The sequence below is a fragment of the Streptomyces sp. NPDC092369 genome (genome assembly GCF_044755245.1).
Lineage (GTDB): Bacteria > Actinomycetota > Actinomycetes > Streptomycetales > Streptomycetaceae > Streptomyces.
Window position 1 is genome coordinate 246865 of record NZ_JBIVQP010000005.1, and the last position, 24421, is coordinate 271285.

Consider the following 24421-nt stretch of genomic DNA (forward strand, 5'->3'; position numbering starts at 1 on the left):
ACCGGGCGCCGCGTCGATCACAAGTCCGGCCTCCGACACCACGATTGAAGGCGGGCGAACTATCAATTCCTTCAATTACCGGGCGTGGCGCACCAATTCATAGGCTTCCCACAGATCCATGCCCATGTACGAGTGTGTCGCGAGACCGGACAGGTGGAGATCCGCATTGACCGCCACGGAAGTCGACACCGCACCGAACAGGTCCTTGTCCGAGAAGGAGTCGCCATAGGCGACGCAGTCGGCGGACGTCACTCCGAACTCCTCACACAGTCGCCTGGCGATCTCCACTTTGGCCGCGGCACTGAGCAACCCGGCGGGATCCACGGGCTGGGTGAACGGCACGGCGGGGAAGAGGGATCCATGCGCCGCGTGCGCACCCCAGCCGGTGAGCCGTTCCACGAAGAAGGACGGGGACAGGGAGACGACGGCGCAGTAGTCGCCCTCCTGCCGGATCGCCGCCCAGACCTCACGAATCCGGCCCAGCCACGGCGCTTGCTCGAAGGCCGCCGCCACATGGGCGTCGGTGAGATCCGTCCAGAGTTCACGCACGTGCGCCGCGTACTCCGGCGGGCCGATGAGTCCCGCCGAGATCGCCTTGTCCAGGGCCACCGTCTCGGCTTCCAGTCCCAACTGCCGTGAGATCTCCACGGGTGCCGAGGTGCCGTACAGCAGTGTGCCGTCGAGGTCGAAGAGATGAAGTCGCGCCATGGTCACCGAGACTAGTCCGGCGACTCGACAGCTCTTCGGCGTCGGTGTTTCACGTGAAACACCGGTCGTTGTCGGCTCTGTGTACGGTTGCCCACGACATGGCCAAAAGCTCGTGTCCCTGCCTGAGAAGAACCGGAAAGCGGTGGACGACGAGGCCACCCGTCAGACAGCCTGACCTGCGTGCCGACTCCTTCTCTCGCTGCTCTTCCGATCCGCCGTCTGACGCTTCGCGATCTCACCGCCTGCGCCGACTTGTCCGAGGACCGGGGGTGGCCGCGCGAGGAACACAAGTGGGGTTTCCTCCTCGCTTCCGGGAAGGGTTACGGGATCGACGACCCCGACGGTGGTCTCGTCAGCGCCTGTGTCGTCACCGAGTACGGACCCCAGGACCGCCCCGGTCTGGGAGCCGTCGGCATGGTGCTGGTCGCCGAACGGCACGCCCGGCAGGGCGTGGGACGCAGGCTGATGCGACACCTCATCTCGGCGATGGGCACCACTCCACTGACCCTGCACGCGACCCCGTACGGCCGCCCGCTCTACGAGGAGCTCGGCTTCAAGGTCATCGGCCGGGCGGAGATGCTGCTCGGGCATTTCACGCCCGGCGAGCCGGCATCCAAGGTCGTCACGCGCCCGGCTACCGCGGAGGACCTCACCTCGATCCTCCGGCTCGACGAGGAGGTGTTCGGCCTGGGCCGCACACACATCCTCACCCGCCTACCCGCCTTCGCGGACCAGTTGCGCGTCGCCGAGCGGGACGGCCGGCTCATCGGATACGCGGCAGCCTGGCCCAACATGGAGACCCACGTCGTCGGCCCGCTGATCGCCCACGACACCGAGACCGCGCAGGCGCTGCTCACCTCCCTCGCCGCCCACACCGACCGCCCCCTGCGCACCGACATCGACGTGCGCCACGAGGAGCTGCTGGCGTGGGCGAAGGAACGCGGTCTGGCCGCCACCGCCGACAACGCGGTCATGACCTACGGCATCGCTGAGCTCCCCGGGGACTGGACCAGGCGCTTCGCTCCGCTGACGGTGGCCGCCGGCTGAGACGGACCGAGGGCCGCTGTGCATAGGCTGCGGGTATGGCAGATCTTGAGATACGGCCCGCCACGGCGGACGACGTGCCCGTGATCGTCGCGATGCTCGCCGACGACCCGCTCGGCGCCCAGCGTGAGTCTCCGGACGATCCGGCCCCGTACCTGGCCGCCTGGGAGCGCCTCGCGGCCGACCCGAACCAGCATCTGGTCGTCGCCGTTCGTGAGGACCGGGTCGTGGGCACGCTTCAGCTCACCGTCATCCCCGGTCTGTCACGTCGAGGTGCCACGAGGTCGATCATCGAGGGCGTCCGCGTCCATGCCGATGAGCGCGGCAGCGGCCTGGGCACGCAGCTCATCGAGTGGGCGGTCGACGAGTCCCGGCGCCAGAACTGCCAGTTGGTCCAGCTGACCTCCGACGTCACCCGCACCGACGCCCACCGCTTCTACGAACGGCTCGGCTTCTCCGCCTCGCACGTGGGCTTCAAGCTGCAGCTGTGAGGCCGGGTGGGTGTCGTGTTTCACGTGAAACACGACACCCACCCGTCGCCTCCGCGGTTATCCGATGCCGCGCCACCCGTCCGGGTCGACTCCACCCGGCACGGAAGCCCCCTCGTCGTACGGCTGACGCGTGAACACGAAGGACCCGAGGTCCAGATGGCTCACGGTCCCGTCGGGCCGTCGTACGGCCTCCAGGAGCTCTCCGGCGTAGTAGCCCTCCAGTCCGGTCCAGGTGCCGTCGCCGTTGGTCCGGAAGCGGGACCGGCGGCCGATGCCGGACAGGGGCTCCAGGGAAAGCCCTTCGGCGGCCGTCAGCCGGAGGGCGAACGCGTGCGTTCCCCAGTACCACGGGCCCGCCAACTCCAGTACCGACGCGTCCACTTCGGGCAGTGGCCGCCACGGGGCGGGGATGCGGGGCTCGGCCTCCGCGACGATCCGCACGAGGTCGGCACCGACCGTAGCCAGCAGGGGGCCGGAGGTGCAGTTGGTCAGCACCACCGCGGCCACGTCGTCCTCGACGCTGATGCTGAGGTTCGCCAGAAAGCCCGGCAGGGAACCGGAGTGGCCCACCAGCAGCCGCCCGTGACGCTGCTGAATCTGCAGTCCGAGTCCGTACGAGACACCGTCCGCGACGTCCGCGGCCTCGCCCGGCGCCGCCGGCGCGCGCATCTCCCGGACCGTCTCGGCGCTGAGGACCCGGTCGTCCCCCTGCGCCAGGAAGATCGCGAACCTCGCCAAGTCGCTCGTGGTGGACCAGAGTTGACCGGCGGGGGCCATGCGTCCGAGGTCCTCGGCGGGTTCCGGCAGCATGACGTCGGCCCAGGGGTGGACGGCCCAGCCGCCCGCGTGGGGTGCCTTCGGACGGCCGCTCGTGCGGTCCAGGCCGAGGGGTTCGAGCACTTCCCGCCGTAGCACCTCCTCCCATGGGGCTCCGCGCAGCTTCTCCACGAGCGTCCCCAGCACGGTGTAGCCCGGGTTGGAGTAGTGGAAGCGCCGGCCCACCGGGTGCCGCAGGGGCTGTTCGCCCAGGACGTCGGCGAGTTCGGGGCGCAGCGAGCCCGGCGTCCGTTCCCACCAGGGGGCGGGCGACTCGGCGGCCAGCCCGCCAGTGTGCGCGAGGAGATCGGCGACGGTGGCCTCCCCCACGCCCGTGCCCGGCAGATGCTTCTCCACCGGGTCACCGAGGTCGAGCAAGCCCTCGTCCCGCAGCCGCAGCACCAGAACGGCCGTGAAGGTCTTGGTGATCGAGCCGATCCTGTACTGCACGTTCTCGTCCGGACCGTGCCCGTCCACCGAGGTCCGCGCCCCGTGCCACACCGTGCGCCCGTCCCGTACCACCGCCGCGACCAGCGAGGGCGCATGCCCTTCGGCCTGGGCCACGGCGATCCGGTGCAGCAGCGCCCGTCGCGTGGCGGGGAGCAGCTCTTCCTGAGGTGTCGTCATTCCCCCAGTCCACCCCGCGCGCCGCTCGGGCGTCGAGCGTATTTGCCCTGGGGGCGCGGGTGTCGGGTCGGCAGCCAGGTGTCGACGACGGCCGCCAGTCCGTCGCGACCGGTGAAGACGTGTCCGCTCATCCCCATGGCCTGGGCGGCGCGCACGTTCTCCTCGCGGTCGTCGACGAAGAGGAAGTCGTCCGGAGCGGCCTCCATGGCGACGACGCAGTGCCGGAAGGCCGCCGGGTCCGGCTTCGCCGCCCCGATCTTCCCGGAGAAGGCGACGTGGTCCAGTTCGTGTAGCCACGGTTGCGCGGCGAGGAAGGCGTCCGCGTGGTCCGAGGGGATGTTGGACAGCAGGGCGACCTCGGCGACGCCCCGGAGGGACCGGGCGTAGGCGACCATCCGGTCGTCGACGCGGGACCAGCTGTCGATGTCGGTGAGGCGCAGTTCCTCGACGGTGTCGGCGTCGACGGACCGGGACAGCCATCGCAGTACGGCGGTCCAGTACTCGCGGGCGGACTGCCGACCGGCGTCGTAGGGCGGGCGGCAGGCCCAGTAGGCCGTGGTGAAGGCGTCGGTGGGCGCGTGACAGCGGGCGGCCATCCTGCCGAGGGCGCCCGGGCGTTGGGGGCGGGTGATGACCCCGAAGAGGTCGAACAGCACGATGCGTCGGTCGGTGGGCATGGGTGAGGGTTCCTCCGGGTTGTGGCGGCCGGGGCGGGAGGAGGAGCCTGTGCGGCGCGGAGTGAGCCGTACCGCACAGGCGGTCAGTGGCTGCTGTGGGCCATCTCGCTCGTGTGGTCGGATCCGGTGCGCAGGACGCCGGCGGCCACGGCGGTGATCGCGCACAGCAGGATCAGCAAGACGAAGGCGTGGTTCAGGGCGACGAAGTGGGTCAGCCAGCCGATGACGGCCGGGCCCGCGAGCATGCCGACGTAGCCGAGCCCGGCGACCCGGGAGACATTGGCCCCCGCGGCGGCGGGGTCGGCGTGCCCGGCCGCGCTGAACAGCTGCGGGACGCAGCCGGACAGTCCCAGACCGAACAGCGCCCACCCCGCGAACGCGGCCCAGATCCACGGGGAGACGGTCACGATGGTGATGCCGACACCAGCCGTCGCCGCGCCGTACCTCAGGATCGCCATGGACCCGAACCGGGCGACGAGGCGGTCGGCGGTCAGTCGGCCGATGGTCATGGTCGCCGCGAAGGTGCCGTAGGCGAAGGCGGCGGTGCTCGCGGGGGCGTCGAGGACGTCCTTCAGGTGCAGCGCGCTCCAGTCGTTGGCGGCGCCCTCGCACAGCATGACCAGCAGAGCCAGGGCCGCGAGGATCCAGATGCGCCCGCCGGCACCGCGGCGCCGGGCGGCCGGCGCCTGCTCGGTCTCCCCCGCGGAGCCGGTGTCGGCGGCGGTGGGCGCGGCCGGCAGCAGGGCGCGTGCCGACACCACGGCGACCGCGATGCCCAGGGCTCCCATGGCGGCCATGCCCGCGGCCGGGCTCAGACCGGCGCTCGCCGTGGCCGCTCCGACGAGTGCGGCGAGCACTCCGCCGACCGAGAACGTGGCGTGGAAGGCCGACATGACGGGTCGGCCGTACGCCTTCTCCACGTGCACGGCGTGGGCGTTCATGCTCACGTCCAGGCAGCCGTTGCAGAAACCGAAGACCAGGAGGGCGGCTCCCAGCGTCCAGGGCTCGCGGGGCAGGCCGGGCAGCACCAGAGCCGCGCTGCACACCACGGCGGTGGCAGGGACGACCGTGCGCGCCCCGAGCCGGTCCGTCAGGCCCCCGGCCACCTGCATCCCGATGAAGGCACCCAGCCCCAGCAGCACCAGCAGGGCTCCGAGCGTCGCGTGACTGATGCCGACGCGCTCCTCGATGGCGGGGATGTTCACCACCCAGGTGCCCATCAGGGTGCCGCAGAGGCTGAAGTAGACGAAGGTCGCGACTCGGGCGGCACGCAGCGGGTGACTCATACGGACGACCGTAACGAACATCTATTGTGATTGAATACTGGCACTTCGCACACATTGCATGTTCGTTTCGCGGGGTGTTCAATCGCGGTATGAGCAACGCGGACCGCCACGGGATGATCGCGCAGGCCGTCAGGGAGTCGGGAAGGGTCACGGTCCAGGAGCTCGTCGAACTGACCGGCGCCTCCGAGATGACCATCCGGCGTGACCTCGACGCGCTGGCCGCGCACGGCGTCCTGGAGCGGGTTCGTGGCGGGGCGCGCACCCTGCTGCTGAGAGGCGAGGAGCCGCCGTTCGCTCTGCGCACCCACGACGCCGTCGACGCCAAGCGCCGTATCGCCGCCGAGGTGTCCTCGCTCGTCGCCGACGGCGAGACCGTCCTCCTCGACAGCGGCACCACGTGCCTGGAGGTCGCCCATCTGCTGCGCCGACGGCCGGTCACGGTGATGCCCCTGTCGTTGCAGGCCGTCCAGGTGCTCGGCGAGGGTCCGGGCCCGGCCACGCTGGTGGTGCCCGGCGGACAGCCGCGGGCCGCCGAGGGCGCCCTCACCGGCCCGCTCACCCTCGCGTCCCTGGCGGCACTGCGCTTCGACACCGCGGTCATGGGCTGCTGCGGTCTGAGCGCGGCCGAGGGCCTGACCGCCTACGACCTCGACGACGCGGCCGTGAAGAAGGCCGGCATCGCCGCCGCACGTCGCATCATCGTGGCCGCCGACGGCAGCAAGCTCGGCCACACCGCGTACGCCCACGTCGGTCCCGCCACCCTCCTGCACACCCTCGTCACCGACACCGAGGCCCCCACCGACGAGATCGCCGCGCTCGAGGACACCGGCGTCGTCGTCAAGGCCGTATGACACGGTCTCCGTCGGTTGTGCCGCCGGCCAGGGGTGGTACGGGCGATGGGCGCCCCGTTACCTGGTGGTTCGGGCCGTGGTCGTTCAGCCCTGGGCGAGTTCGGTCAGGGCGTCGAGACGGGTGGGGGTCCAGCCGAGCTCGTCGCGTGCCCGGGCGCCGCTGAACCGCTGGTCGAGGGCGAACGCCTCGGCGATCGGGCCCATCCGCCGCTCGGCTTCCTCGACTGTCAGCGACTCGATCCGGTCCGGGCACCCGGCGGCGTGGCTGAGGGCGCGGGCGATGTCCGCCAGCGGGAGGTTCTGGCCGCTGGTCCCGGCGTAGACGGCACCGGCCTGGGCGTTCAGGGCCAGGACGTACAGCTCGGCGATGTCGTCGACGTGCACCAGCGCCCAGTGGTTGGCGCCGTCCCCGATGCAGGACACGGCGCCCGCGGCGCGTGCCGGCTCGACGAAGAACGACTGCGCCAGTCCGCCGGAGCGGCCGTAGACCAGCCCCGGCATCACCACGACGGGGTGTCCTCCGGTGGTGGCACGGGCGAGCACCCGCTTCTCGTTCTCCAGCCGCCACGCGGTGATGCGCGGCGGACTCAACGGGGCGTCCTCGTCGACGACCCCGTCGGTGTCGCCGTACACCCAGACCCCGCCCGTGTGCACGTAGACACCGCTGCCCACTCCGTCCTGCAGTGCCTCCGCCGCCGCGCGGTCGACGTCCGCGGTGCCCTCCGCGTAGTCCACCCCGAGGTGGATGACGCCGTCGGCCCGGCCGGCCGCCGCACGGAGCACATCGGTGTCGGTGAGCGCCCCCGCGACCGGGGTGGCACCGAGGTCCGACACGGTGCGGGCCGCGTGCTCGCTGCGCGCCAGCGCGGTGACGCCGATGCCGTGCCGGGTCAGCGCCCGGATGGCGGAACGGCCGATGTAGCCGGAGCCGCCCGTGATGAAGATCTGCATCGCTCTCAGGGTCCTTGTCGGTGGAGGAGCGGCCGGGATGCGCCGCTCCTCCACCCTGGTCCCGTGCCGCGGCCGACGTCCAAGACCTCTTCCGTCAGCGGCGATGCCCTCAGGGCATCAGCGCAGGTCAAGAGCGGGCCTGAGGAGGATCAGGTCTGCGCCATGTCCACGAACCGCGAGTAGTGGCCCTGGAAGGCGACGGTGATCGTCGCCGTGGGGCCGTTACGGTGCTTGCCGACGATGATGTCCGCCTCGCCCGCGCGCGGGGACTCCTTCTCGTAGGCGTCCTCGCGGTGCAGCAGGATCACCATGTCGGCGTCCTGCTCGATGGAGCCGGACTCACGCAGGTCGGACACCATCGGCTTCTTGTCCGTGCGCTGCTCGGGACCACGGTTCAGCTGCGAGAGCGCGATCACCGGGACCTCCAGCTCCTTGGCCAGGAGCTTGAGGTTTCGGGACATGTCCGAGACCTCCTGCTGACGGCTCTCGGAGCGCTTGGAGCCACCGGCCTGCATCAGCTGCAGATAGTCGATGATCACCAGCTTGATGTCGTTGCGCTGCTTGAGCCGACGGCACTTCGCGCGGATCTCCATCATCGACAGGTTCGGCGAGTCGTCGATGAAGAGCGGCGCGGAGGAGACCTCGGGCATCCGGCGCGCCAGCCGGGTCCAGTCCTCGTCGGTCATGGTGCCGGACCGCATGTGGTGCAGGGCCACGCGCGCCTCGGCGGAGAGCAGGCGCATCGCGATCTCGTTGCGCCCCATTTCGAGGGAGAAGATCACGCTCGGCAGGTTGTGCTTGATGGACGCCGCGCGCGCGAAGTCCAGCGCGAGCGTGGACTTGCCCATGGCGGGTCGGGCCGCGATGACGATCATCTGGCCCGGATGCAGGCCGTTGGTGAGGGAGTCGAGGTCCGTGAACCCGGTCGGTACGCCGGTCATCTCGCCGCTGCGCGAGCCGATCGCCTCGATCTCGTCGAGCGCGCCCTCCATGATGTCGCCGAGCGGGAGGTAGTCCTCGCTGGTGCGCTGCTCGGTGACCGCGTAGATCTCGGCCTGCGCGCGGTTGACGATCTCGTCGACGTCGTCGTCGGCCGCGTACCCCATCTGGGTGATACGGGTGCCGGCCTCGACCAGCCTGCGCAGCACCGCCCGCTCGTGGACGATCTCCGCGTAGTACTCCGCGTTGGCCGCCGTCGGCACGGTCTGGACGAGGGTGTGCAGATACGATGCGCCGCCGACCTTGTTGATCTCGCCGCGCTTGGTGAGCTCGGCGGCGATCGTGATCGGGTCGGCCGGTTCGCCCTTCGCGTAGACGTCGAGGATCGCCTGGAAGACCGTCTCGTGCGCCGGCTTGTAGAAGTCGTGGCCCTTGAGCACTTCGACGACGTCGGCGATGGCGTCCTTGGACAGGAGCATGCCGCCGAGAACCGACTGCTCGGCGTCGAGATCCTGCGGCGGCACCCGCTCGAAGGACGTCCCGCCGCTCTCCCACTGGCCGTTCTCCCGGCCGCGGTCGTGCTGCTCGTCGCGCCCGCGGCCGCCTTCGCCGCGTCGGCGGGCAGGCGGACGATCACTCGGACCGCTGTCGGCCCACGGATCGTCCAAGGGCTCGGAAATGCTCACCGAGACACCTCCTCCCGTCCGCCGAGAGCGGACCTAGCCGTGCCTCTCTTTTCTACGGCACGGCACTGACAAACGAGACGCCCAACTCCGGTTCTGGCGCGTCGGTTTTGTGATGGTTTCCCAGCCGACGAACGGAGCGGGCGCCGCACCACCGTAGGCCTGTGGGCACCGTCAGCCAATCTGGTTATCCACAGGCCATGTGGACGACGGCCCGGATGCTGTGGAGAACTCCGCAAAACCTGTGCACGACCCGGTGGACAGCCCTGTGAACAAGCTCCGGCCTCCTTCGCGGCACTCACTCTGAGCTGCATCTTTCCCGTCCACTGGCTGTGCAGAAGAAAAACTTTTCCAGTTGGACCAAGATCGCTTCGAACGGTGCACGAAAGAGCACGGGCCGCGAAACCCAGTAAGGGTCGCAGCTACATTGCATCTCTTACCTGTGGACGATTACATTAGTGCTCATGACACAGGCTCCCGCGACCCCCAAGGCCGACCGGCGACAGCACGATCGAGAGATCGTCGCACTGGCCGTCCCGGCCTTCGGCGCACTCGTCGCCGAGCCCCTCTTCGTCATGGCCGACAGCGCGATCGTGGGCCATCTCGGCACGGCCCAACTCGCCGGACTCGGCGTCGCCTCGGCCCTCCTCATGACAGCGGTCAGCGTCTTCGTCTTCCTCGCCTACGCCACCACGGCGGCCGTCGCCCGACGCGTCGGCGCCGGCGACCTCCAGGCCGCCATCCGGCAGGGCATGGACGGCATCTGGCTGGCGCTCCTGCTCGGCGCCGCCGTCATCGCCGTCACCCTTCCCTCGGCACCGGCCCTCGTCGAACTCTTCGGCGCCTCGGACACCGCCGCCCCCTACGCGACCACCTACCTCCGCATCTCCGCCCTGGGCATCCCCGCCATGCTCGTCGTCCTCGCCGCGACCGGCGTCCTGCGCGGCCTCCAGGACACCAGGACACCGCTCTATGTCGCCGTCGCGGGCTTCGTCGCCAACGGCGCCCTCAATGCCGGCCTCGTCTACGGTGCCGACCTCGGCATCGCAGGCTCCGCCTGGGGCACCGTCATCGCCCAGTGGGGCATGGCCACCGCCTACCTCGTCGTGGTCGTCCGTGGGGCCCGTCGACACGGTGCCTCACTGCGTCCCGACGCCGCCGGGATCAGAGCCTCGGCCCAGGCCGGCGCGCCTCTGCTCGTGCGCACCCTGTCTCTGCGGGCGATTCTGATGATCGCCACCGCGATCGCCGCCCGGCTCGGTGACGCGGACATCGCGGCCCACCAGATCATCCTGTCGTTGTGGAGCCTGCTCGCCTTCGCTCTCGACGCCATCGCCATCGCCGGTCAGGCCATCATCGGGCGCTACCTCGGCGCCGGAGACACCCAGGGCGCCCGCGCCGCCTGCCGCCGCATGGTGCAGTGGGGCATCGCCACCGGCGTCGTCCTCGGCTTGCTCGTGCTGATCACCCGCCCGGTGTTCCTGTCCCTGTTCACCGGCGATCCCTCGGTCAAGGACACCGCACTGCCCGCTTTGCTGATCGTGGCCGCCGCACAGCCGATCAGCGGCATCGTCTTCGTTCTGGACGGGGTCCTGATGGGCGCCGGCGACGGGCCCTACTTGGCGTGGGCGATGCTGGTCACCCTGGCGGTCTTCACTCCGGTCGCCCTGCTCGTTCCGGTGCTCGGCGGAGGACTCACCGCCCTCTGGGCGGCCATGACGCTGATGATGACCGTACGGATGCTGACCCTGTGGCTGCGCACCCGCTCCGGCCGCTGGCTCGTCACCGGCGCGACACGCTGACTGTTTCACGTGAAACGGCGGGGTTGGGCCCGACGGTTTCACGTGAAACACGGAAACACGTGGTCTCTCGAAACACGTTGTTTCACGTGAAACACCCGCCCCGGCTCACTGTCGCCGAGCACAAAGAGCCGGGCATGCAGAAGGGGCCGCACCAGGCAGGTGCGGCCCCTTCTCTCAACTGCTCAAGCCGAGCGCAGCGATCAGGCCGCGATGACCTCGATGTTGACCTTGGCGGCAACCTCGGGGTGCAGACGAACGGTCGTCTCGTGGGCGCCCAGCGTCTTGATGGGCGAACCCAGCTCGACACGGCGCTTGTCGACCTTCGGGCCACCGGCAGCCGCGATCGCCGAAGCGACGTCGGCCGGGGTGACGGAACCGAAGAGACGGCCGGCGTCGCCGGAGCGAACGGCCAGACGGACCTTCACACCTTCGAGCTGGGCCTTGATGCTGTTGGCCTGCTCGATGGTCTGGATCTCGTGGATCTTGCGAGCGCGACGGATCTGCTCGACGTCCTTCTCACCACCCTTGGTCCAGCGGATAGCGAACTTCCGCGGGATCAGGTAGTTGCGAGCGTAACCGTCCTTGACGTCGACGACGTCGCCCGCGGCACCGAGGCCGGAGACCTCGTGGGTGAGGATGATCTTCATTTTTCGGTCACCCTTCCCTTAGCGCGCGGTGGAGGTGTAGGGCAGCAGCGCCATCTCACGGCTGTTCTTGACAGCCGTGGCGACGTCACGCTGGTGCTGCGTGCAGTTGCCGGTCACGCGGCGGGCGCGAATCTTGCCGCGGTCGGAAATGAACTTCCGCAGCATGTTCGTGTCCTTGTAGTCCACGTACGTGACCTTGTCCTTGCAGAAAGCGCAGACCTTCTTCTTAGGCTTGCGCACAGGCGGCTTCGCCATGGTGTTTCTCCTGTGTGATCAAGAAGTTTGGGTACGACCCGCCCCTCGGCCCAAGGGCCTAGAAGGGGGGCTCGTCCGAGTAGCCGCCACCGCCGCCGCCGCCGGAGTTTCCACCCCAGCCGCCGCCACCGCCACCGCTCGCGCCGCCGCCCTGGTTGCCACCGGCGGGAGTGCCGGTCGCCCACGGGTCGTCGGCGGGAGCGCCGCCGGCCGGCTGACCGCCGCCGGAGTTTCCACCCCAGCCGCCGCCACCCTGGCCACCGCCGCCGCCGCCGAAACCGCCGCCCTGGCCACCGCGAGCGCCACCGGCGGTCTTGGTGACCTTGGCCGTGGCACTGCGCAGGCTGGCGCCGACTTCCTCGACGTCCAGCTCGTAGACCGTGCGCTTGACGCCCTCACGGTCCTCGTAGGACCGCTGCTTCAGCCGGCCCTGCACGATGACGCGCATGCCTCGCTGGAGCGACTCCGCGACGTTCTCCGCCGCCTGACGCCAGACCGAGCAGGTCAGGAACAGGCTTTCGCCGTCCTTCCACTCGTTTGTCTGACGGTCGAAGGTGCGGGGAGTGGACGCGACACGGAACTTCGCGACCGCCGCACCGGACGGGGTGAAGCGCAGCTCGGGGTCATCGACAAGATTGCCGACGACCGTGATGACGGTCTCGCCTGCCATGGGGGAACCTCTCGGCGGGTTTGCTGCTGGCTGCTTGGTGCTGCTACTCGGATCCCGAGATCGGCTGAGCTAGATGCTCAGTGGGTCTCGGGGCGGAGGACCTTGGTCCGGAGGACCGACTCGTTCAGGTTCATCTGGCGGTCGAGCTCCTTGACGACCGCAGGCTCGGCCTGCAGGTCGATGACCGAGTAGATGCCCTCGGGCTTCTTCTTGATCTCGTACGAGAGACGACGACGGCCCCAGGTGTCGACCTTCTCGACCTTGCCGTTGCCCTCACGGACGACGGAGAGGAAGTTCTCGATCAGGGGGGCGACAGCGCGCTCCTCCAGATCGGGGTCGAGGATGACCATCACCTCGTAGTGACGCATGTGGAACCCACCTCCTTCGGACTCAGCGGCCACGGTCGTTCCGTGGCAGGAGGGTTGTGATGCGTACGCAACGGTATCGGCCACCACTGACAATCGGGGGCTCCTTGTCGGAGACACCGCCGCGACAAGGGCAGACACCGTGCAGACGGTACAGACTACCCGCACACCGGCTTCCGGTTGAAATCCGGCCCGGGGGACCGTCAGTCTGTACACATCGGGTGTGTATGGCGCTACCGTGCGCCGTCTTCCGCAGGAGGTGCCCTATGGCACAGGCATTGCGACCCAATACCGTCGGCGGCCTTTTCGCCACGGACGGCAAGTCCCACCCGCTCCAGGACACCTTGCTCGCGGTGACCCTGGTGCTCGGCATCACGGCTTTCGTCTCGTCGATGTTCCACAACCTGCATCTGCTCAGCTCCTGGGCCGGCCTGATCGGCCTCGCCACCGGCGCGTACGGCCAGTGGATCTCGGAGACGACACGCGAACGCTTCGGACTCATCCTGGGTCTCGGCGCCGCGGGGGTCGGCTTCTTCCTCGGCATGGCGCACGGCGGCCTCTTCGGCGGGGTCATCGGCGGCTGATGCCGAGGGAGCCCGCTCCCTGACACCGTACAAAGCACCACGGAACGGCTCGGCGGGCCACAGGCCGGGGCGCAGGTTCCGTACGCCCAGTCGGGGCGCTCGCAAGGCGCAGTAGGCTTCGGCGCGAGAGCCGGAGCCCCTGTACCCATGGGGACACACCAGCCCGAGGAGCGCCCCGAATGAGCCTGACCCTGAGGACGATCAGCCGCGAGCAGCATCTGGCGTACATCCAGACCCTGCCCTCGGCGAGCCACATGCAGGTCCCTGCATGGGCTGACGTCAAGGCGGAGTGGCGCTCCGAGAGCCTCGGCTGGTTCGACGACCGCACCGGCGAGCTGGTCGGTGCGGGCCTCGTCCTCTACCGGCAGCTGCCCAAGATCAAGCGCTACCTGGCCTATCTCCCCGAGGGGCCGGTCATCAACTGGTACGCGCCGAACCTCACCGAGTGGCTCGAGCCGATGCTCGCGCACCTCAAGCACCAGGGCGCCTTCTCGGTGAAGATGGGCCCGCCGGTCATCATCCGGCGCTGGGAGGCCACCTCCATCAAGGCGGGCATCCAGAACCCGGACGTGAAGCGACTGCGCGACATCGAGGCCGACTTCATCGAGCCGCGCGCCTTCGAGGTCGCCGACAAACTCCGTCGGATGGGCTGGCAGCAGGGCGAGGACGGGGGCGCCGGCTTCGGCGACGTACAGCCTCGCTACGTGTACCAAGTGCCGCTCGCCAACCGGTCGTTGGAAGAGGTCCACAAGAACTTCAACCAGCTGTGGCGCCGCAACATCAAGAAGGCCGAGAAGGCCGGTGTCGAGGTCGTCCAGGGCGGCTACCACGACCTCGAGGAATGGCAGCGGCTGTACGAGATCACGGCCGTGCGCGACCACTTCAGGCCCCGCCCGCTCTCCTACTTCCAGCGCATGTGGACGGCCCTCAACTCCGAGGACCCCAACCGCATGCGGCTGTACTTCGCGCGGCACGAGGGCGTGAACCTGTCGGCGGCGACGATGCTGATCGTCGGCGGGCACGTCTGGTACTCCTACGGCGCCTCCGACAACATCGGGCGTGAGGTCCGGCCCTCGAACGCGATGCAGTGGCGGATGCTGCGCGACGCGTACGCGCTCGGTGCCACCGTCTACGACCTGCGGGGCATCTCGGACTCGCTGGACGAGACCGACCACCTCTTCGGTCTGATCCAGTTCAAGGTGGGCACGGGCGGACAGGCCGCCGAATACCTGGGCGAGTGGGACTTCCCGCTGAACAAACTGCTCCACAAGGCCCTCGACATCTACATGTCGCGCCGCTGACGTCACGTTCAGTGATTCCATACCTCTGATACACCGCAGACACCAGAAAGGTTCCAGGTCCGGCCATGGCGCTCACCCTCTACGTCGACACCGCGCGCTGGCGGGCGCATCACAAGCACGTGCAGGAGCAGTTCCCGGGGCTCGTCCCGGTCTGCAAGGGCAACGGCTACGGCTTCGGACACGAACGGCTGGCCGAGGAGGCCACGCGTCTGGACTCGGACGTCCTCGCCGTCGGTACGACGTACGAGGCCGCGCGGATCAAGGACTGGTTCGGCGGTGACCTGCTGGTGCTGACGCCCTACCGGCGCGGCGAGGAGCCCGTCCCGCTGCCCGACCGGGTGATCCGCTCGGTGTCGTCGGTGGACGGCGTGTACGGCCTCGTGGGAGCCCGGGTGGTCATCGAGGTGATGTCCTCGATGAAGCGGCACGGCATCAGCGAGCAGGACCTGCCGCTGCTGCACCAGGCCATAGAGAACGTCCGCCTGGAAGGCTTCGCCATCCATCTGCCGCTGGACCGCACCGACGGCTCGGACGCCGTCGAGGAGGTCATCGGCTGGATGGACCGGCTGCGTGCGGCCCGGCTGCCGCTGCACACGATGTTCGTCAGCCACCTCAAGGCCGAGGACCTCGCCCGACTGCAGCAGCAGTTCCCGCAGACCCGCTTCCGCGCCCGTATCGGCACGCGGCTGTGGCTGGGCGACCACGAGGCCACCGAGTACCGCGGAGCCGTCCTGGACGTCACCCGCGTCACCAAGGGCGACCGGTTCGGCTACCGGCAGCAGAAGGCGGCCTCGGACGGCTTCCTGGTGGTCGTGGCGGGGGGTACGTCGCACGGGGTGGGCCTGGAGGCCCCCAAGGCCCTGCACGGCGTCATGCCGCGCGCCAAGGGCGTCGCCCGGGCCGGCCTGGCCACGGTCAACCGGAACCTTTCTCCGTTCGTCTGGGACGCCAAGCAGCGCTGGTTCGCCGAGCCGCCGCACATGCAGGTCTCGATCCTGTTCGTGCCGTCTGAGGCGGCGGAGCCCACGGTCGGCGACGAGCTGGTGGCCCATCTGCGGCACACCACAACGCAGTTCGACCGGATCGTCGACCGCTGAGGCCGGCTGTCTCTGCCACTCGCACGGGCTGGACCTCCGGCACGCGAAAGGCCGGGTACGGAAACTCCGTACCCGGCCTTCTGCTTGCTCGCTCGGACTGGTTGTTCGCTCAGAGCGAACGGCCTGTGGAAGACGCCGTTCCGTCGCTTCCCCACTCCACCTGCGGACCCTCGAAGTAGCCGGCGTGCCGCGGTGGATGGGCCGCCGGGCCGAGGACGAAGACGTCCTCCGCGCCGTCGAGGACGCCCCCTGAGGGGTCGTCGTCCCCGGACCTGCGTACGGGGTCCCGCTCGGGCATCAGGATGTCGCGCACCACCATGCCGCAGAAGTACAGCGTCCCCAGCAGGTGCACGGCGATGGCCCAGTGGTAGCCGTCCTGAGGCAAACCCTTGTGGGCATCCCCGCTGGTCGTGTACGCGAGGTACATCCAGATGCCCAGGAAGTACGCGACCTCACAGGCCTGCCAGATCAGGAAGTCCCGCCACTTGGGGCGCGCCAGGACCGCCAACGGCACCAGCCACAGCACGTACTGCGGCGAGTAGACCTTGTTGGTGAGAATGAACGCCGCGACGATCAGGAACGCCAGCTGGGCGAAGCGCGGCCGGCGCGGGGCGGTCAGGGTGAGGGCCGCGATGCCCACGCAGGACAGCAACACCAGCAGCGTGGCAAGGGTGTTGACGGTGTCGGTGCTGAGCGGGTCGGACGAGTTCTGGGCGATGATCAGCCAGAAGGACCCGAAGTCCACGCCCCGTTCCTGGCTGAACCGGTAGAACTGCGCCCAGCCGTCCCACGCGAAGTACATCACCGGCAGGTTCACGACGAGCCAGGCCACGGCCGCCCCGCCGAACGCCTTGCCGAAGTCCCGCCACTTGCCGGCGCGCCAGCACAGCAGGAACAGCGGGCCCAGGAGAAAGACGGGATACAGCTTGGCGGCCGTGGCGAGCCCCAGGAGGACGCCGAAGGCGAGTGAACGGCCTCGGGACCACATCAGCATCGCCGCAGCCGTCAGAGCGACCGCCAGGAGGTCCCAGTTGATGGTGGCAGTCAGCGCGAACGCGGGCGCCAGGGCGACCAACAGACCGTCCCAGGGCCGCCGCCTGTGCGTACGGGCCACGCAGACGGCGATGACGGCGGCGCACACCATCAGCATCCCGGCGTTGACCATCCAGTACCACTGTTCCTGATCCTGGATGGTGCCGCTGCCCGGCGTCAGCCAGGAGGCCACCTCCATGAACACGCCGGTCAGCACCGGGTATTCGAGGTACGGCATGTCGCCGGAGAGCTTGTCGAAGTACGGCACGAGACCGTCGGCGAAACCACGTCCCTGGTACAGGTGCGGGATGTCCGAGTAGCACGCCTTCGTGTACTGGGAACTGGCGCCGAAGAACCAGGCGCCGTTGTAGCAGGGGGCCTTCTGGATCAGGCCGAGGGCGAACATGCCGATCGCCACGAGTGCGACGACCCGGACGGGAGTCCACCAGGACGTCCCGAGCAGGGCACGCCGCCCGAGGGGACCGCCGATCAGCTCACTGCCGGACCGGGCGACCTCGTCCTCCTTGGTGGGCCGCACCGTGTCTGACTCGTGCTCGCTCGCTTGCGTCGATTCTGCGCTGGGCATGCCGCACATCCTGCCGTACGAGTCTGGCAATACGCCGAGGGCCGCCACATCCGGTGGATGTGACGGCCCCTGTTTCACGTGAAACATATGCATGTTTCACGTGAAACACCCGCGCTGGGCGTTTTGGCACCTAGCCGTTCGGACCTCCGAAGATGCCTCCGTTGTCCTCGCCTCTGCTGGTGCCTGTGCCTGTCGACTCGGTGGCCGACGGTGTGGAGGACGAGCCACCGTCCGTGCCGCCGTCGTCGGTCCCGCCGTTGTCCCCGCACTGGAAGTCGAACTGGCAGGACTCACTGACCGTGGGTGTTGGACTCTCGACCGTCTCCGTCGGTGTCGGCGTCGGGGTCGGAGTGGCTTCCTCGGTCTCGCTGGGCGTCGGAGTGGGCGTCGGGCTCGGCTCCTCGTTGACGATCTCACCGATGGGCTCGGGTGTCGGGAAGTCGATCACCTTCTCGCCCTTCATCGCCTGCTCCATGTAGTCGTGCCAGATCTCGGACGGGAACGAGGCGCCGTGGATCTTCTTCTGGCCACCCGTTCCGTACATCTCCAGGAAGGTGCGGTTCTTCTTGGTCTCGTCGTCGTCGTACCGGAACATCGTGATCGACGTGGACAGCTGCGGCGTGTAGCCCACGAACCAGGCGGACTTGTTGCCGTCGGTGGTACCGGTCTTGCCGGCCACCTCCCGGTCGTCCAGCTTGGCGTTGGTGCCCGTGCCCTTGTCGACCACCGTCTTCAGCACGTCGGTGACGTTGTCGGCGACCGCCCGGGTGAACACCTGCTTGGGCTTGTCCTTGTGGGTGTAGACCGTGCCGTCCTTGCTGGTGACCTTCTGGACGGAGAACGGGTCACGCTGCTCACCGCTGGCGGCGAAGGTGCCGTACGCACCCGCCATGCGGATCGCGCTCGGGTCGGAGATACCGATGGAGAAGGACGGGAAGCTGGTGCCGGCGAGGCTGTCCGACTTCAGACCGGCGTCGATGGCCGCCTCCTTGACCTTGTCCAGGCCGACATCCATGCCGAGCTGCACGAAGGCGGAGTTCACCGACTCACGCATCGCCTCGCGGAGGTCGATGTCGTAGTTGGGCGGACTGCCGTACGACTCGTTGCCGTCATTGGTCTGCAGCCACTCCTGGCCCTTCTCGTTCTTCCAGACGGTCCCGTCGTAGTCCTTGATCTTGAGCTTGTTCTTACCGCTGAACAGGCTCTTCGGGGACACCTGGGTGCGTTCGTCCTGCGCCTGCTCCGCGCCGAGGCTCTTGTCGCGCACGCCCCACTTCATCGCCGCCGCGAGAACGAACGGCTTGAAGGTCGAACCGACCTGGGCACCCGTCACATCCGCGTTGTTGGTGAAGTGCTTGGTCGCGTCCTCGCCACCGTAGATGGCCTTGATGGCGCCGGTATCCGGGTCCACGGAGGCGCCGCCGAACTGGACGTGCGTGTCCGTCTCCGGGCGTTCCTTGGGCTTGATGTTGGCCTTCTGGACCTTCTTGACGGAGTCCTCGAGCTCCTTGACCTTCTTCTTGTCGAAGGTCGTGTAGATCGAGTAACCGCCCGTCTGCAGATCGTCGGCGGTGATGTTCGTGTTGTTGATCAGGTACGCCTTGGAAAGGTCGACGAGGTAACCGACCTGCCCGCTGAGCGCGGCGTTCGACCGCGGGTTCTGCACCTTGGGCAACGTGGTGTACTTCTGCCGCTCCGTGGCATCCAGGTGGCCGTACTCGACCATCTTGTTCAGGGTGTCCTGCATCTGGACCAGGGCCCGCTTGCTGTTGGCCTCGGAAGTGGCGGCCAAGTCGATGGACGTCGCACCGGCCGGGTCGTAGTACGTGGCACCCTTCAGCATCGCCGAAAGGAAGGCGCACTCGCCCGGGTTGAGATCGACGGCGTCCTTGTTGAAGTACGCGCGGGCGGCCGCCTGGATCCCGTAGGCGCTGCGCCCGTAGTACGCGGAATTCAGGTAGCCGGCCATGATCTCGTCCTTCTTGACCGTGGTGCCCACCTTGATCGAGACGAAGATCTCCTTGAACTTCCGGGAGATCGTCTGCGACTGGTCGTTCAGCATCGCGTTCTTCACGTACTGCTGAGTGATGGTGGAGCCACCCTGCGTCTCACCGCCCCTGGCCATGTTGAGCACGGCGCGGGCGATGCCCTTGGGGTCGATGCCGCTGTCGGTGTAGAAGGTCTTGTTCTCCTGCGAGATGACGGCGTACCGCATCGCTTCGGGGATCTGCGAGAGGTTGACGATCTGACGGTTGGTCTCACCTCCCGTCGCGACCATCTCGCTGCCGTCGGCCCAGTAGTAGACGTTGTTCTGCGCCTCGGCGGTCTTGGCCACGTCGGGGACGCCGACGAGGGCGTAGGCGACGCCCGCGACCGCGACCAGGCTGCCGAAGAAGCCGATGAACATGCCGGCCACGAGCTTCCACGACGGCACCCAGCGTGCGGCGCCGTACTTGCCCGCGCGCGGATAGTCGATCAGCCTCTTCTTGGCGGGTACGGCGCGGCCCCTGCCGCGCCCGGGTCCGTTCGGGCCACCGGGGCTTCGGCCTGGTTCGGGCGCCCTGCGGCGACCGCCCCCACTTCTCTGTGCCGCGCGGCGGGCCTCGGCGCGGCCGCCGTAGGACGGCTCCTCGCCTCCCGAACCGTATGAATCAGACCCGTACGCGTCGGCAGGAGATCCGGTGGCGCCTCGCGGTGCCGCACGGCGGCCGGAGGACGAGCCGGACTGGCCGCGTCGGGATTCGGCACGTCCGCCTCCCTGCGGCTGCGGCGGTTTGCGACGGTGCTCGCTCATCGAACGACTACTCCTCGGGCAGGCGCACCCGTGCGCGCCTGGAAACGGCGGCTGGTTTCCGGTCCCCCCGAAGTACGGATGTGGTCGACCCCGCATTCATCCGTACTGCACCGAGCACGATGACGCCCCCTCGCGTCACTCGGTTCCCGGTGGTGTCCATGGCGCACAGACTACGCACCGTCAAAACCTGCCTAGCCCCGAAGTTCACCCCAAATCAGGCAACTTGCCTCGGGTGAATAAGTGATGTGATCCCGTTCACCCTCCCCCCACTTGTCGCATCCGGAAGGCCGTTCTATCGTCATGATGTATCGAGTCGATACATCGGAGCGACATAAGACGAGGAGGCGAGCGGATGAGCCGGCGTGCCGGGATCCTCGAGTTCGCCGTCCTCGGCCTGTTGCGCGAGTCCCCGATGCACGGCTATGAGCTGCGCAAACGACTCAATACGTCGCTGGGCGTGTTCCGGGCCTTCAGCTACGGGACGCTCTACCCCTGCCTCAAGACGCTGGTCGCGAACGGCTGGTTGATCGAGGAACCGGGGAACGCCCCCGAGGACGCCCTGGCAGCTCCACTCGCAGGGCGTCGCGCCAAGATCGTCTATCGGTTGACGGCGGAAGGTAAGGAACACTTCGAGGAACTGCTCTCGCAGACCGGCCCTGACGCGTACGAGGACGAGACCTTCGCCGCCCGTTTCGCTTTCTTCGGGCAGACGTCCCGGGACGTACGGATGCGCGTACTGGAGGGCCGTCGCAGCCGGCTGGAGGAGCGCCTGGAGAAGATGGGCGCCTCCCTGTCCCGCACGCGAGAGCGCCTCGACGACTACACGCTTGAGCTCCAGCGCCACGGGATGGAGTCCGTGGAGCGCGAAGTGCGCTGGCTGAACGAGCTCATCGAAAGTGAGCGGGCGGGCCGGACCCTGAAGGGTCCCGCCCACGGAGACCCCGCTCACGACACCACAGAGGGAGCGCCGGGCGTCCTGCCCCGGACCGGGGACACCCCCGGTCCGGATACGCCCGGCGACACCACCACGTGAGACCCCTGCCAGGGCCTCACTCGTACACACAGGGAGCAACCGGAATGGGTTCGGTGCGCGTAGCCATCGTCGGCGTGGGCAACTGCGCCGCGTCGCTGGTCCAGGGAGTCGAGTACTACAAGGACGCCGACCCGGCGTCCAAGGTGCCCGGTCTGATGCATGTCCAGTTCGGCGACTACCACGTGGGTGACGTCGAGTTCGTCGCCGCCTTCGATGTCGACGCGAAGAAGGTCGGCCTCGACCTCTCGGACGCCATCGGTGCCAGCGAGAACAACACCATCAAGATCTGCGACGTCCCGAACAAGGGCGTCACGGTCCAGCGCGGTCACACCCTCGACGGTCTCGGCAAGTACTACCGAGAGACCATCGAGGAGTCCGCCGAGGCGCCGGTCGATGTCGTCCAGATCCTCAGGGACAAGCAGGTCGACGTCCTCATCTGCTACCTGCCCGTCGGCTCCGAGGACGCGGCGAAGTTCTACGCCCAGTGCGCCATCGACGCCAAGGTCGCCTTCGTCAACGCCCTTCCGGTCTTCATCGCCGGCACCAAGGAGTGGGCCGACAAGTTCACCGAGGCCGGTGTCCCGATCGTCGGCGATGACATCAAGTCGCAGGTCGGCGCCACCATCACGCACCGTGTGATGGCGAAGCTGTTCGAGGACCGCGGTGTCCGTCTTGAGCGCACCATGCAGCTCAACGTCGGCGGCAACATGGACTTCAAGAACATGCTGGAGCGCGACCGCCTGGAGTCCAAGAAGATCTCGAAGACGCAGGCCGTCACCTCGCAGATCCCCGACCGCGACATGGGTGCGAAGAACGTCCACATCGGTCCCTCGGACTACGTGGCCTGGCTCGACGACCGCAAGTGGGCCTACGTCCGCCTCGAGGGCCGCGCGTTCGGCGACGTCCCGCTGAACCTGGAGTACAAGCTCGAGGTCTGGGACTCCCCGAACTCCGCGGGTGTCATCATCGACGCCCTGCGCGCCGCGAAGATCGCCAAGGACCGCGGCATCGGCGGCCCGATCCTGTCGGCGTCGAGCTACTTCATGAAGTCCCCGCCCGTGCAGTACTTCGACGACGAGGCCTACGCCAACGTCGAGAAGTTCATCAAGGGCGAGGTCGAGCGCTGAGCACCACCGGCGCGCAGCACTGAGAACGCTCCTGCCAGGGCTGAGAGGGTCCCCCGGGTCACCGACCCGGGGACCCTCCCCGTATGTGAGGCTGTGCCCATGGCTGTCGTCCGGGACCTGCGCGCTCTCCTGCGCCTCGGGAACTTCCGGCGCCTGCTCGCCGTACGCCTGCTCTCCCAGGGCGCCGACGGCGTCTTCCAGGTCGCACTCGCCTCGTACGTCGTCTTCTCCCCGGAGAAACAGACCTCCGCCACTGCGATCGCCTCCGCCATGGCGGTCCTGCTGCTCCCGTACTCCCTCGTGGGCCCCTTCGCCGGCGTCCTCCTGGACCGCTGGCGCCGCCGCCAGGTCTTCCTCTACGGCAACCTGCTGCGCGCCCTCATGGCGACGGCCACAGCCGTCCTGATCCTCGGTCATGTCCCGGACTGGCTCTTCTACGTCTCCGCCCTGTGTGTCACCGCCGTCAACCGCTTCGTGCTCGCGGGGCTCTCCGCGGCGCTGCCACGTGTGGTGGACACCGAGCGTCTCGTGATGGCCAACTCCCTTTCCCCGACCGCAGGAACGCTCGCCGCGACCGCGGGCGGCGGTCTCGCCTTCGTCGTACGGCTGGTGGTCTCGGACTCCGACGCGGCGGTGGTGCTCCTGGGCGCCGCTCTGTACCTGTGCGCGGCGCTCGCGTCGCTGCGTCTCGCGCCCGAACTGCTGGGCCCTGACCGCGAGTTGGTGCGGAAGCGCCTGACGACGGCCCTCTCGGGCACCGCTCGCGACCTCGCGGCGGCCGTACGGCATCTCGCCGCACCACCGCGCCGGGAGGCCGCCTGGGCGCTCCTGGCGATGACGCTGATGCGGTTCTGCTACGGCGCGCTGCTGGTCATGGTGCTGATGCTCTGCCGCTACGCCTTCTCCTCGACCACGGACGACGGACTCGCCCTGCTGGGGCTCGCGTTGGGCATTTCCGGCGCGGGCTTCTTCGTGGCGGCCGTCCTGACGCCCTGGGCGGCGGGACGTCTCGGACCCGGTCTCTGGATCGCCGTCTGCGCCGGAGCCGCCGCGGTCCTGGAACCCACCCTGGGCCTCCCGTTCGCCACCGCCCCGATGCTTGTGGCGGCGTTCGTCCTGGGCCTCACCACGCAGGGCGCGAAGATCGCGACGGACACGATCGTGCAGTCCTCGGTGGAGGACGGATTCCGGGGGCGGGTCTTCTCCGTGTACGACGTCCTCTTCAACATCGCCTTCGTCGGAGCGGCGGCGGTGGCCGCCCTGGTGCTGCCGCCTGACGGCCGCTCAGTGACGCTCGTGCTCACGATCGCCGTTGTCTACGGGGCAATTGCTGTGGCTATGGCCCGCTTTGAACGCCAGTAAGTGTCACATCAAAGAAACAGAGTCAGATGGGGCTACAGAGATGTCAGTGGCGGCCGGTAATTTACGTCCGTCTTACTCGCGTCTTACGCGAGACACGCATCCATGTTTGAGGGGGACCCCCAAGTGACAACTCCGCCGCCCCAGGGCCAGAACCCGTTCGCGCAGGCTCAGCAGCCTGCCGGCCAGCCCCAGGGCCAGGCTCCTTACCCGCCGCAGCCCGGCTACCCGCAGCAGCCTGGCCAGCCCGGGTTCCCCCCTCAGGGAGCCGCTCCGTTCGCCCCGGTCCCGCCGCAGCAGGGCCGCAAGCTCAGCTTCAAGACGATCAAGAACATCGTCATCGTTCTGATCGTCGCGGGCGTCGCCATCGGCGGCTACATAACCAGTCGGGACGACGCCGACACGGCGAAGGTCGGCGACTGCATGCACCGCGGCAGCACGAACGACAGCGACCCGGACCTCGAGGTCGTCGGATGCAGTGACGCGAAGGCCCAGTACGTCGTGCTGGCCAAGATCAAGGGCAACTACTCGGCCGCGACCGCGGAGAGCAAGTGCGAGGAGCAGGCGAAGGACTTCCAGTACTCGTACACGGAGTCCGGCGACGGCAGTGACTTCCTGCTCTGCCTCAAGGACAAGTAAGAAGGACAAGTAAGGGCGCGCCAGACCCAGAAGGGGCGATGTTTCACGTGAAACATC

23 protein-coding genes are annotated in these 24421 nt (G+C 68.5%); 11 read left to right on the plus strand and 12 right to left on the minus strand.

Annotated elements, in window-relative coordinates; all coding sequences use genetic code 11:
* Positions 1-75: 75 nt before the first annotated feature.
* On the minus strand, positions 76-708 hold the full coding sequence (locus ACIQI8_RS29445; RefSeq protein WP_402356616.1) for an HAD family hydrolase: 633 nt from the start codon (positions 706-708) through the stop codon (positions 76-78).
* A 180-nt stretch (positions 709-888) separates the two neighbouring features.
* On the opposite strand from ACIQI8_RS29445, the gene ACIQI8_RS29450 reads away from it, so the two are divergent.
* Both ACIQI8_RS29450 and ACIQI8_RS29455 read left to right on the plus strand, forming a co-directional pair.
* The gene (locus tag ACIQI8_RS29450) at positions 889-1755 is read left to right on the plus strand and encodes a GNAT family N-acetyltransferase (protein WP_402356619.1); all 867 of its coding nucleotides are present in this window, start codon (positions 889-891) and stop codon (positions 1753-1755) included.
* A 35-nt stretch (positions 1756-1790) separates the two neighbouring features.
* Entirely contained in the window at positions 1791-2243 is a 453-nt protein-coding gene (locus ACIQI8_RS29455) for a GNAT family N-acetyltransferase (RefSeq protein ID WP_402356622.1), read from the plus strand.
* A 57-nt stretch (positions 2244-2300) separates the two neighbouring features.
* Here the strand turns inward: ACIQI8_RS29455 and ACIQI8_RS29460 are convergent, their stop codons facing one another.
* The 3 genes from ACIQI8_RS29460 to ACIQI8_RS29470 form a co-directional block, all read right to left on the minus strand.
* Entirely contained in the window at positions 2301-3686 is a 1386-nt protein-coding gene (locus tag ACIQI8_RS29460) for a serine hydrolase domain-containing protein (RefSeq protein ID WP_402356625.1), read from the minus strand.
* Positions 3683-4363: an HAD family hydrolase gene (locus ACIQI8_RS29465; RefSeq protein WP_402356628.1), complete on the minus strand. Its 681-nt coding sequence runs from the start codon at positions 4361-4363 to the stop codon at positions 3683-3685. Before ACIQI8_RS29465 ends, ACIQI8_RS29460 begins: the two co-directional genes overlap by 4 nt.
* 83 nt (positions 4364-4446) lie before the next feature.
* Complete coding sequence (locus tag ACIQI8_RS29470) at positions 4447-5649, minus strand: MFS transporter (RefSeq protein ID WP_402356631.1); 1203 nt, start codon at positions 5647-5649, stop codon at positions 4447-4449.
* Between the two features lie 89 nt (positions 5650-5738).
* On the opposite strand from ACIQI8_RS29470, the gene ACIQI8_RS29475 reads away from it, so the two are divergent.
* On the plus strand, positions 5739-6500 hold the full coding sequence (locus ACIQI8_RS29475) for a DeoR/GlpR family DNA-binding transcription regulator (protein WP_402356634.1): 762 nt from the start codon (positions 5739-5741) through the stop codon (positions 6498-6500).
* An 84-nt stretch (positions 6501-6584) separates the two neighbouring features.
* On the opposite strand, the gene ACIQI8_RS29480 is transcribed toward ACIQI8_RS29475, so the two are convergent.
* Together ACIQI8_RS29480 and dnaB are read right to left on the minus strand one after the other, a co-directional pair.
* A complete protein-coding gene (locus tag ACIQI8_RS29480) occupies positions 6585-7451 on the minus strand; it encodes an NAD-dependent epimerase/dehydratase family protein (protein WP_402356637.1) in 867 nt (288 codons plus the stop codon).
* A gap of 149 nt (positions 7452-7600) precedes the next feature.
* Complete coding sequence (gene dnaB, locus ACIQI8_RS29485; protein ID WP_402356640.1) at positions 7601-9076, minus strand: replicative DNA helicase; 1476 nt, start codon at positions 9074-9076, stop codon at positions 7601-7603.
* A 461-nt stretch (positions 9077-9537) separates the two neighbouring features.
* Between dnaB and ACIQI8_RS29490 the strand changes: the two genes are divergently transcribed.
* Positions 9538-10875: an MATE family efflux transporter gene (locus ACIQI8_RS29490; protein ID WP_402356643.1), complete on the plus strand. Its 1338-nt coding sequence runs from the start codon at positions 9538-9540 to the stop codon at positions 10873-10875.
* Positions 10876-11075: 200 nt separating this feature from the next.
* Here ACIQI8_RS29490 and rplI read toward each other — a convergent pair whose 3' ends face one another.
* The 4 genes from rplI to rpsF form a co-directional block, all read right to left on the minus strand.
* A complete protein-coding gene (rplI, locus tag ACIQI8_RS29495; protein ID WP_402356646.1) occupies positions 11076-11522 on the minus strand; it encodes a 50S ribosomal protein L9 in 447 nt (148 codons plus the stop codon).
* A gap of 18 nt (positions 11523-11540) precedes the next feature.
* Complete coding sequence (gene rpsR / locus ACIQI8_RS29500) at positions 11541-11777, minus strand: 30S ribosomal protein S18 (RefSeq protein WP_003949403.1); 237 nt, start codon at positions 11775-11777, stop codon at positions 11541-11543.
* A gap of 58 nt (positions 11778-11835) precedes the next feature.
* A complete protein-coding gene (locus tag ACIQI8_RS29505; protein WP_402356649.1) occupies positions 11836-12447 on the minus strand; it encodes a single-stranded DNA-binding protein in 612 nt (203 codons plus the stop codon).
* Positions 12448-12524: 77 nt separating this feature from the next.
* Entirely contained in the window at positions 12525-12815 is a 291-nt protein-coding gene (rpsF, locus tag ACIQI8_RS29510) for a 30S ribosomal protein S6 (protein WP_005482942.1), read from the minus strand.
* 263 nt (positions 12816-13078) lie between these two features.
* On the opposite strand from rpsF, the gene ACIQI8_RS29515 reads away from it, so the two are divergent.
* From ACIQI8_RS29515 to ACIQI8_RS29525, 3 genes are all read left to right on the plus strand, one after another.
* Positions 13079-13396, plus strand: coding sequence for a hypothetical protein (locus ACIQI8_RS29515; RefSeq protein ID WP_402356652.1), 318 nt, complete (start codon positions 13079-13081; stop codon positions 13394-13396).
* Positions 13397-13575: 179 nt separating this feature from the next.
* Entirely contained in the window at positions 13576-14697 is a 1122-nt protein-coding gene (femX, locus tag ACIQI8_RS29520; RefSeq protein ID WP_402356655.1) for a peptidoglycan bridge formation glycyltransferase FemX, read from the plus strand.
* 65 nt (positions 14698-14762) lie between these two features.
* The gene (locus ACIQI8_RS29525) at positions 14763-15794 is read left to right on the plus strand and encodes an alanine racemase (RefSeq protein WP_402356658.1); all 1032 of its coding nucleotides are present in this window, start codon (positions 14763-14765) and stop codon (positions 15792-15794) included.
* Between the two features lie 109 nt (positions 15795-15903).
* Here ACIQI8_RS29525 and ACIQI8_RS29530 read toward each other — a convergent pair whose 3' ends face one another.
* Together ACIQI8_RS29530 and ACIQI8_RS29535 are read right to left on the minus strand one after the other, a co-directional pair.
* On the minus strand, positions 15904-17412 hold the full coding sequence (locus tag ACIQI8_RS29530; RefSeq protein WP_402356661.1) for a glycosyltransferase family 87 protein: 1509 nt from the start codon (positions 17410-17412) through the stop codon (positions 15904-15906).
* Between the two features lie 130 nt (positions 17413-17542).
* Positions 17543-20206 (minus strand): transglycosylase domain-containing protein, encoded by a 2664-nt coding sequence (locus ACIQI8_RS29535; protein ID WP_402356664.1) that lies wholly within the window; start codon positions 20204-20206, stop codon positions 17543-17545.
* 352 nt (positions 20207-20558) lie between these two features.
* On the opposite strand from ACIQI8_RS29535, the gene ACIQI8_RS29540 reads away from it, so the two are divergent.
* From ACIQI8_RS29540 to ACIQI8_RS29555, 4 genes are all read left to right on the plus strand, one after another.
* A complete protein-coding gene (locus ACIQI8_RS29540; protein ID WP_402356667.1) occupies positions 20559-21239 on the plus strand; it encodes a PadR family transcriptional regulator in 681 nt (226 codons plus the stop codon).
* A 44-nt stretch (positions 21240-21283) separates the two neighbouring features.
* The gene (locus ACIQI8_RS29545; RefSeq protein ID WP_402356670.1) at positions 21284-22366 is read left to right on the plus strand and encodes an inositol-3-phosphate synthase; all 1083 of its coding nucleotides are present in this window, start codon (positions 21284-21286) and stop codon (positions 22364-22366) included.
* 99 nt (positions 22367-22465) lie between these two features.
* Positions 22466-23728, plus strand: coding sequence for an MFS transporter (locus tag ACIQI8_RS29550; RefSeq protein WP_402356673.1), 1263 nt, complete (start codon positions 22466-22468; stop codon positions 23726-23728).
* Positions 23729-23851: 123 nt separating this feature from the next.
* On the plus strand, positions 23852-24364 hold the full coding sequence (locus ACIQI8_RS29555; protein ID WP_402356676.1) for a hypothetical protein: 513 nt from the start codon (positions 23852-23854) through the stop codon (positions 24362-24364).
* The last annotated feature ends 57 nt before the right edge of the window (positions 24365-24421 follow it).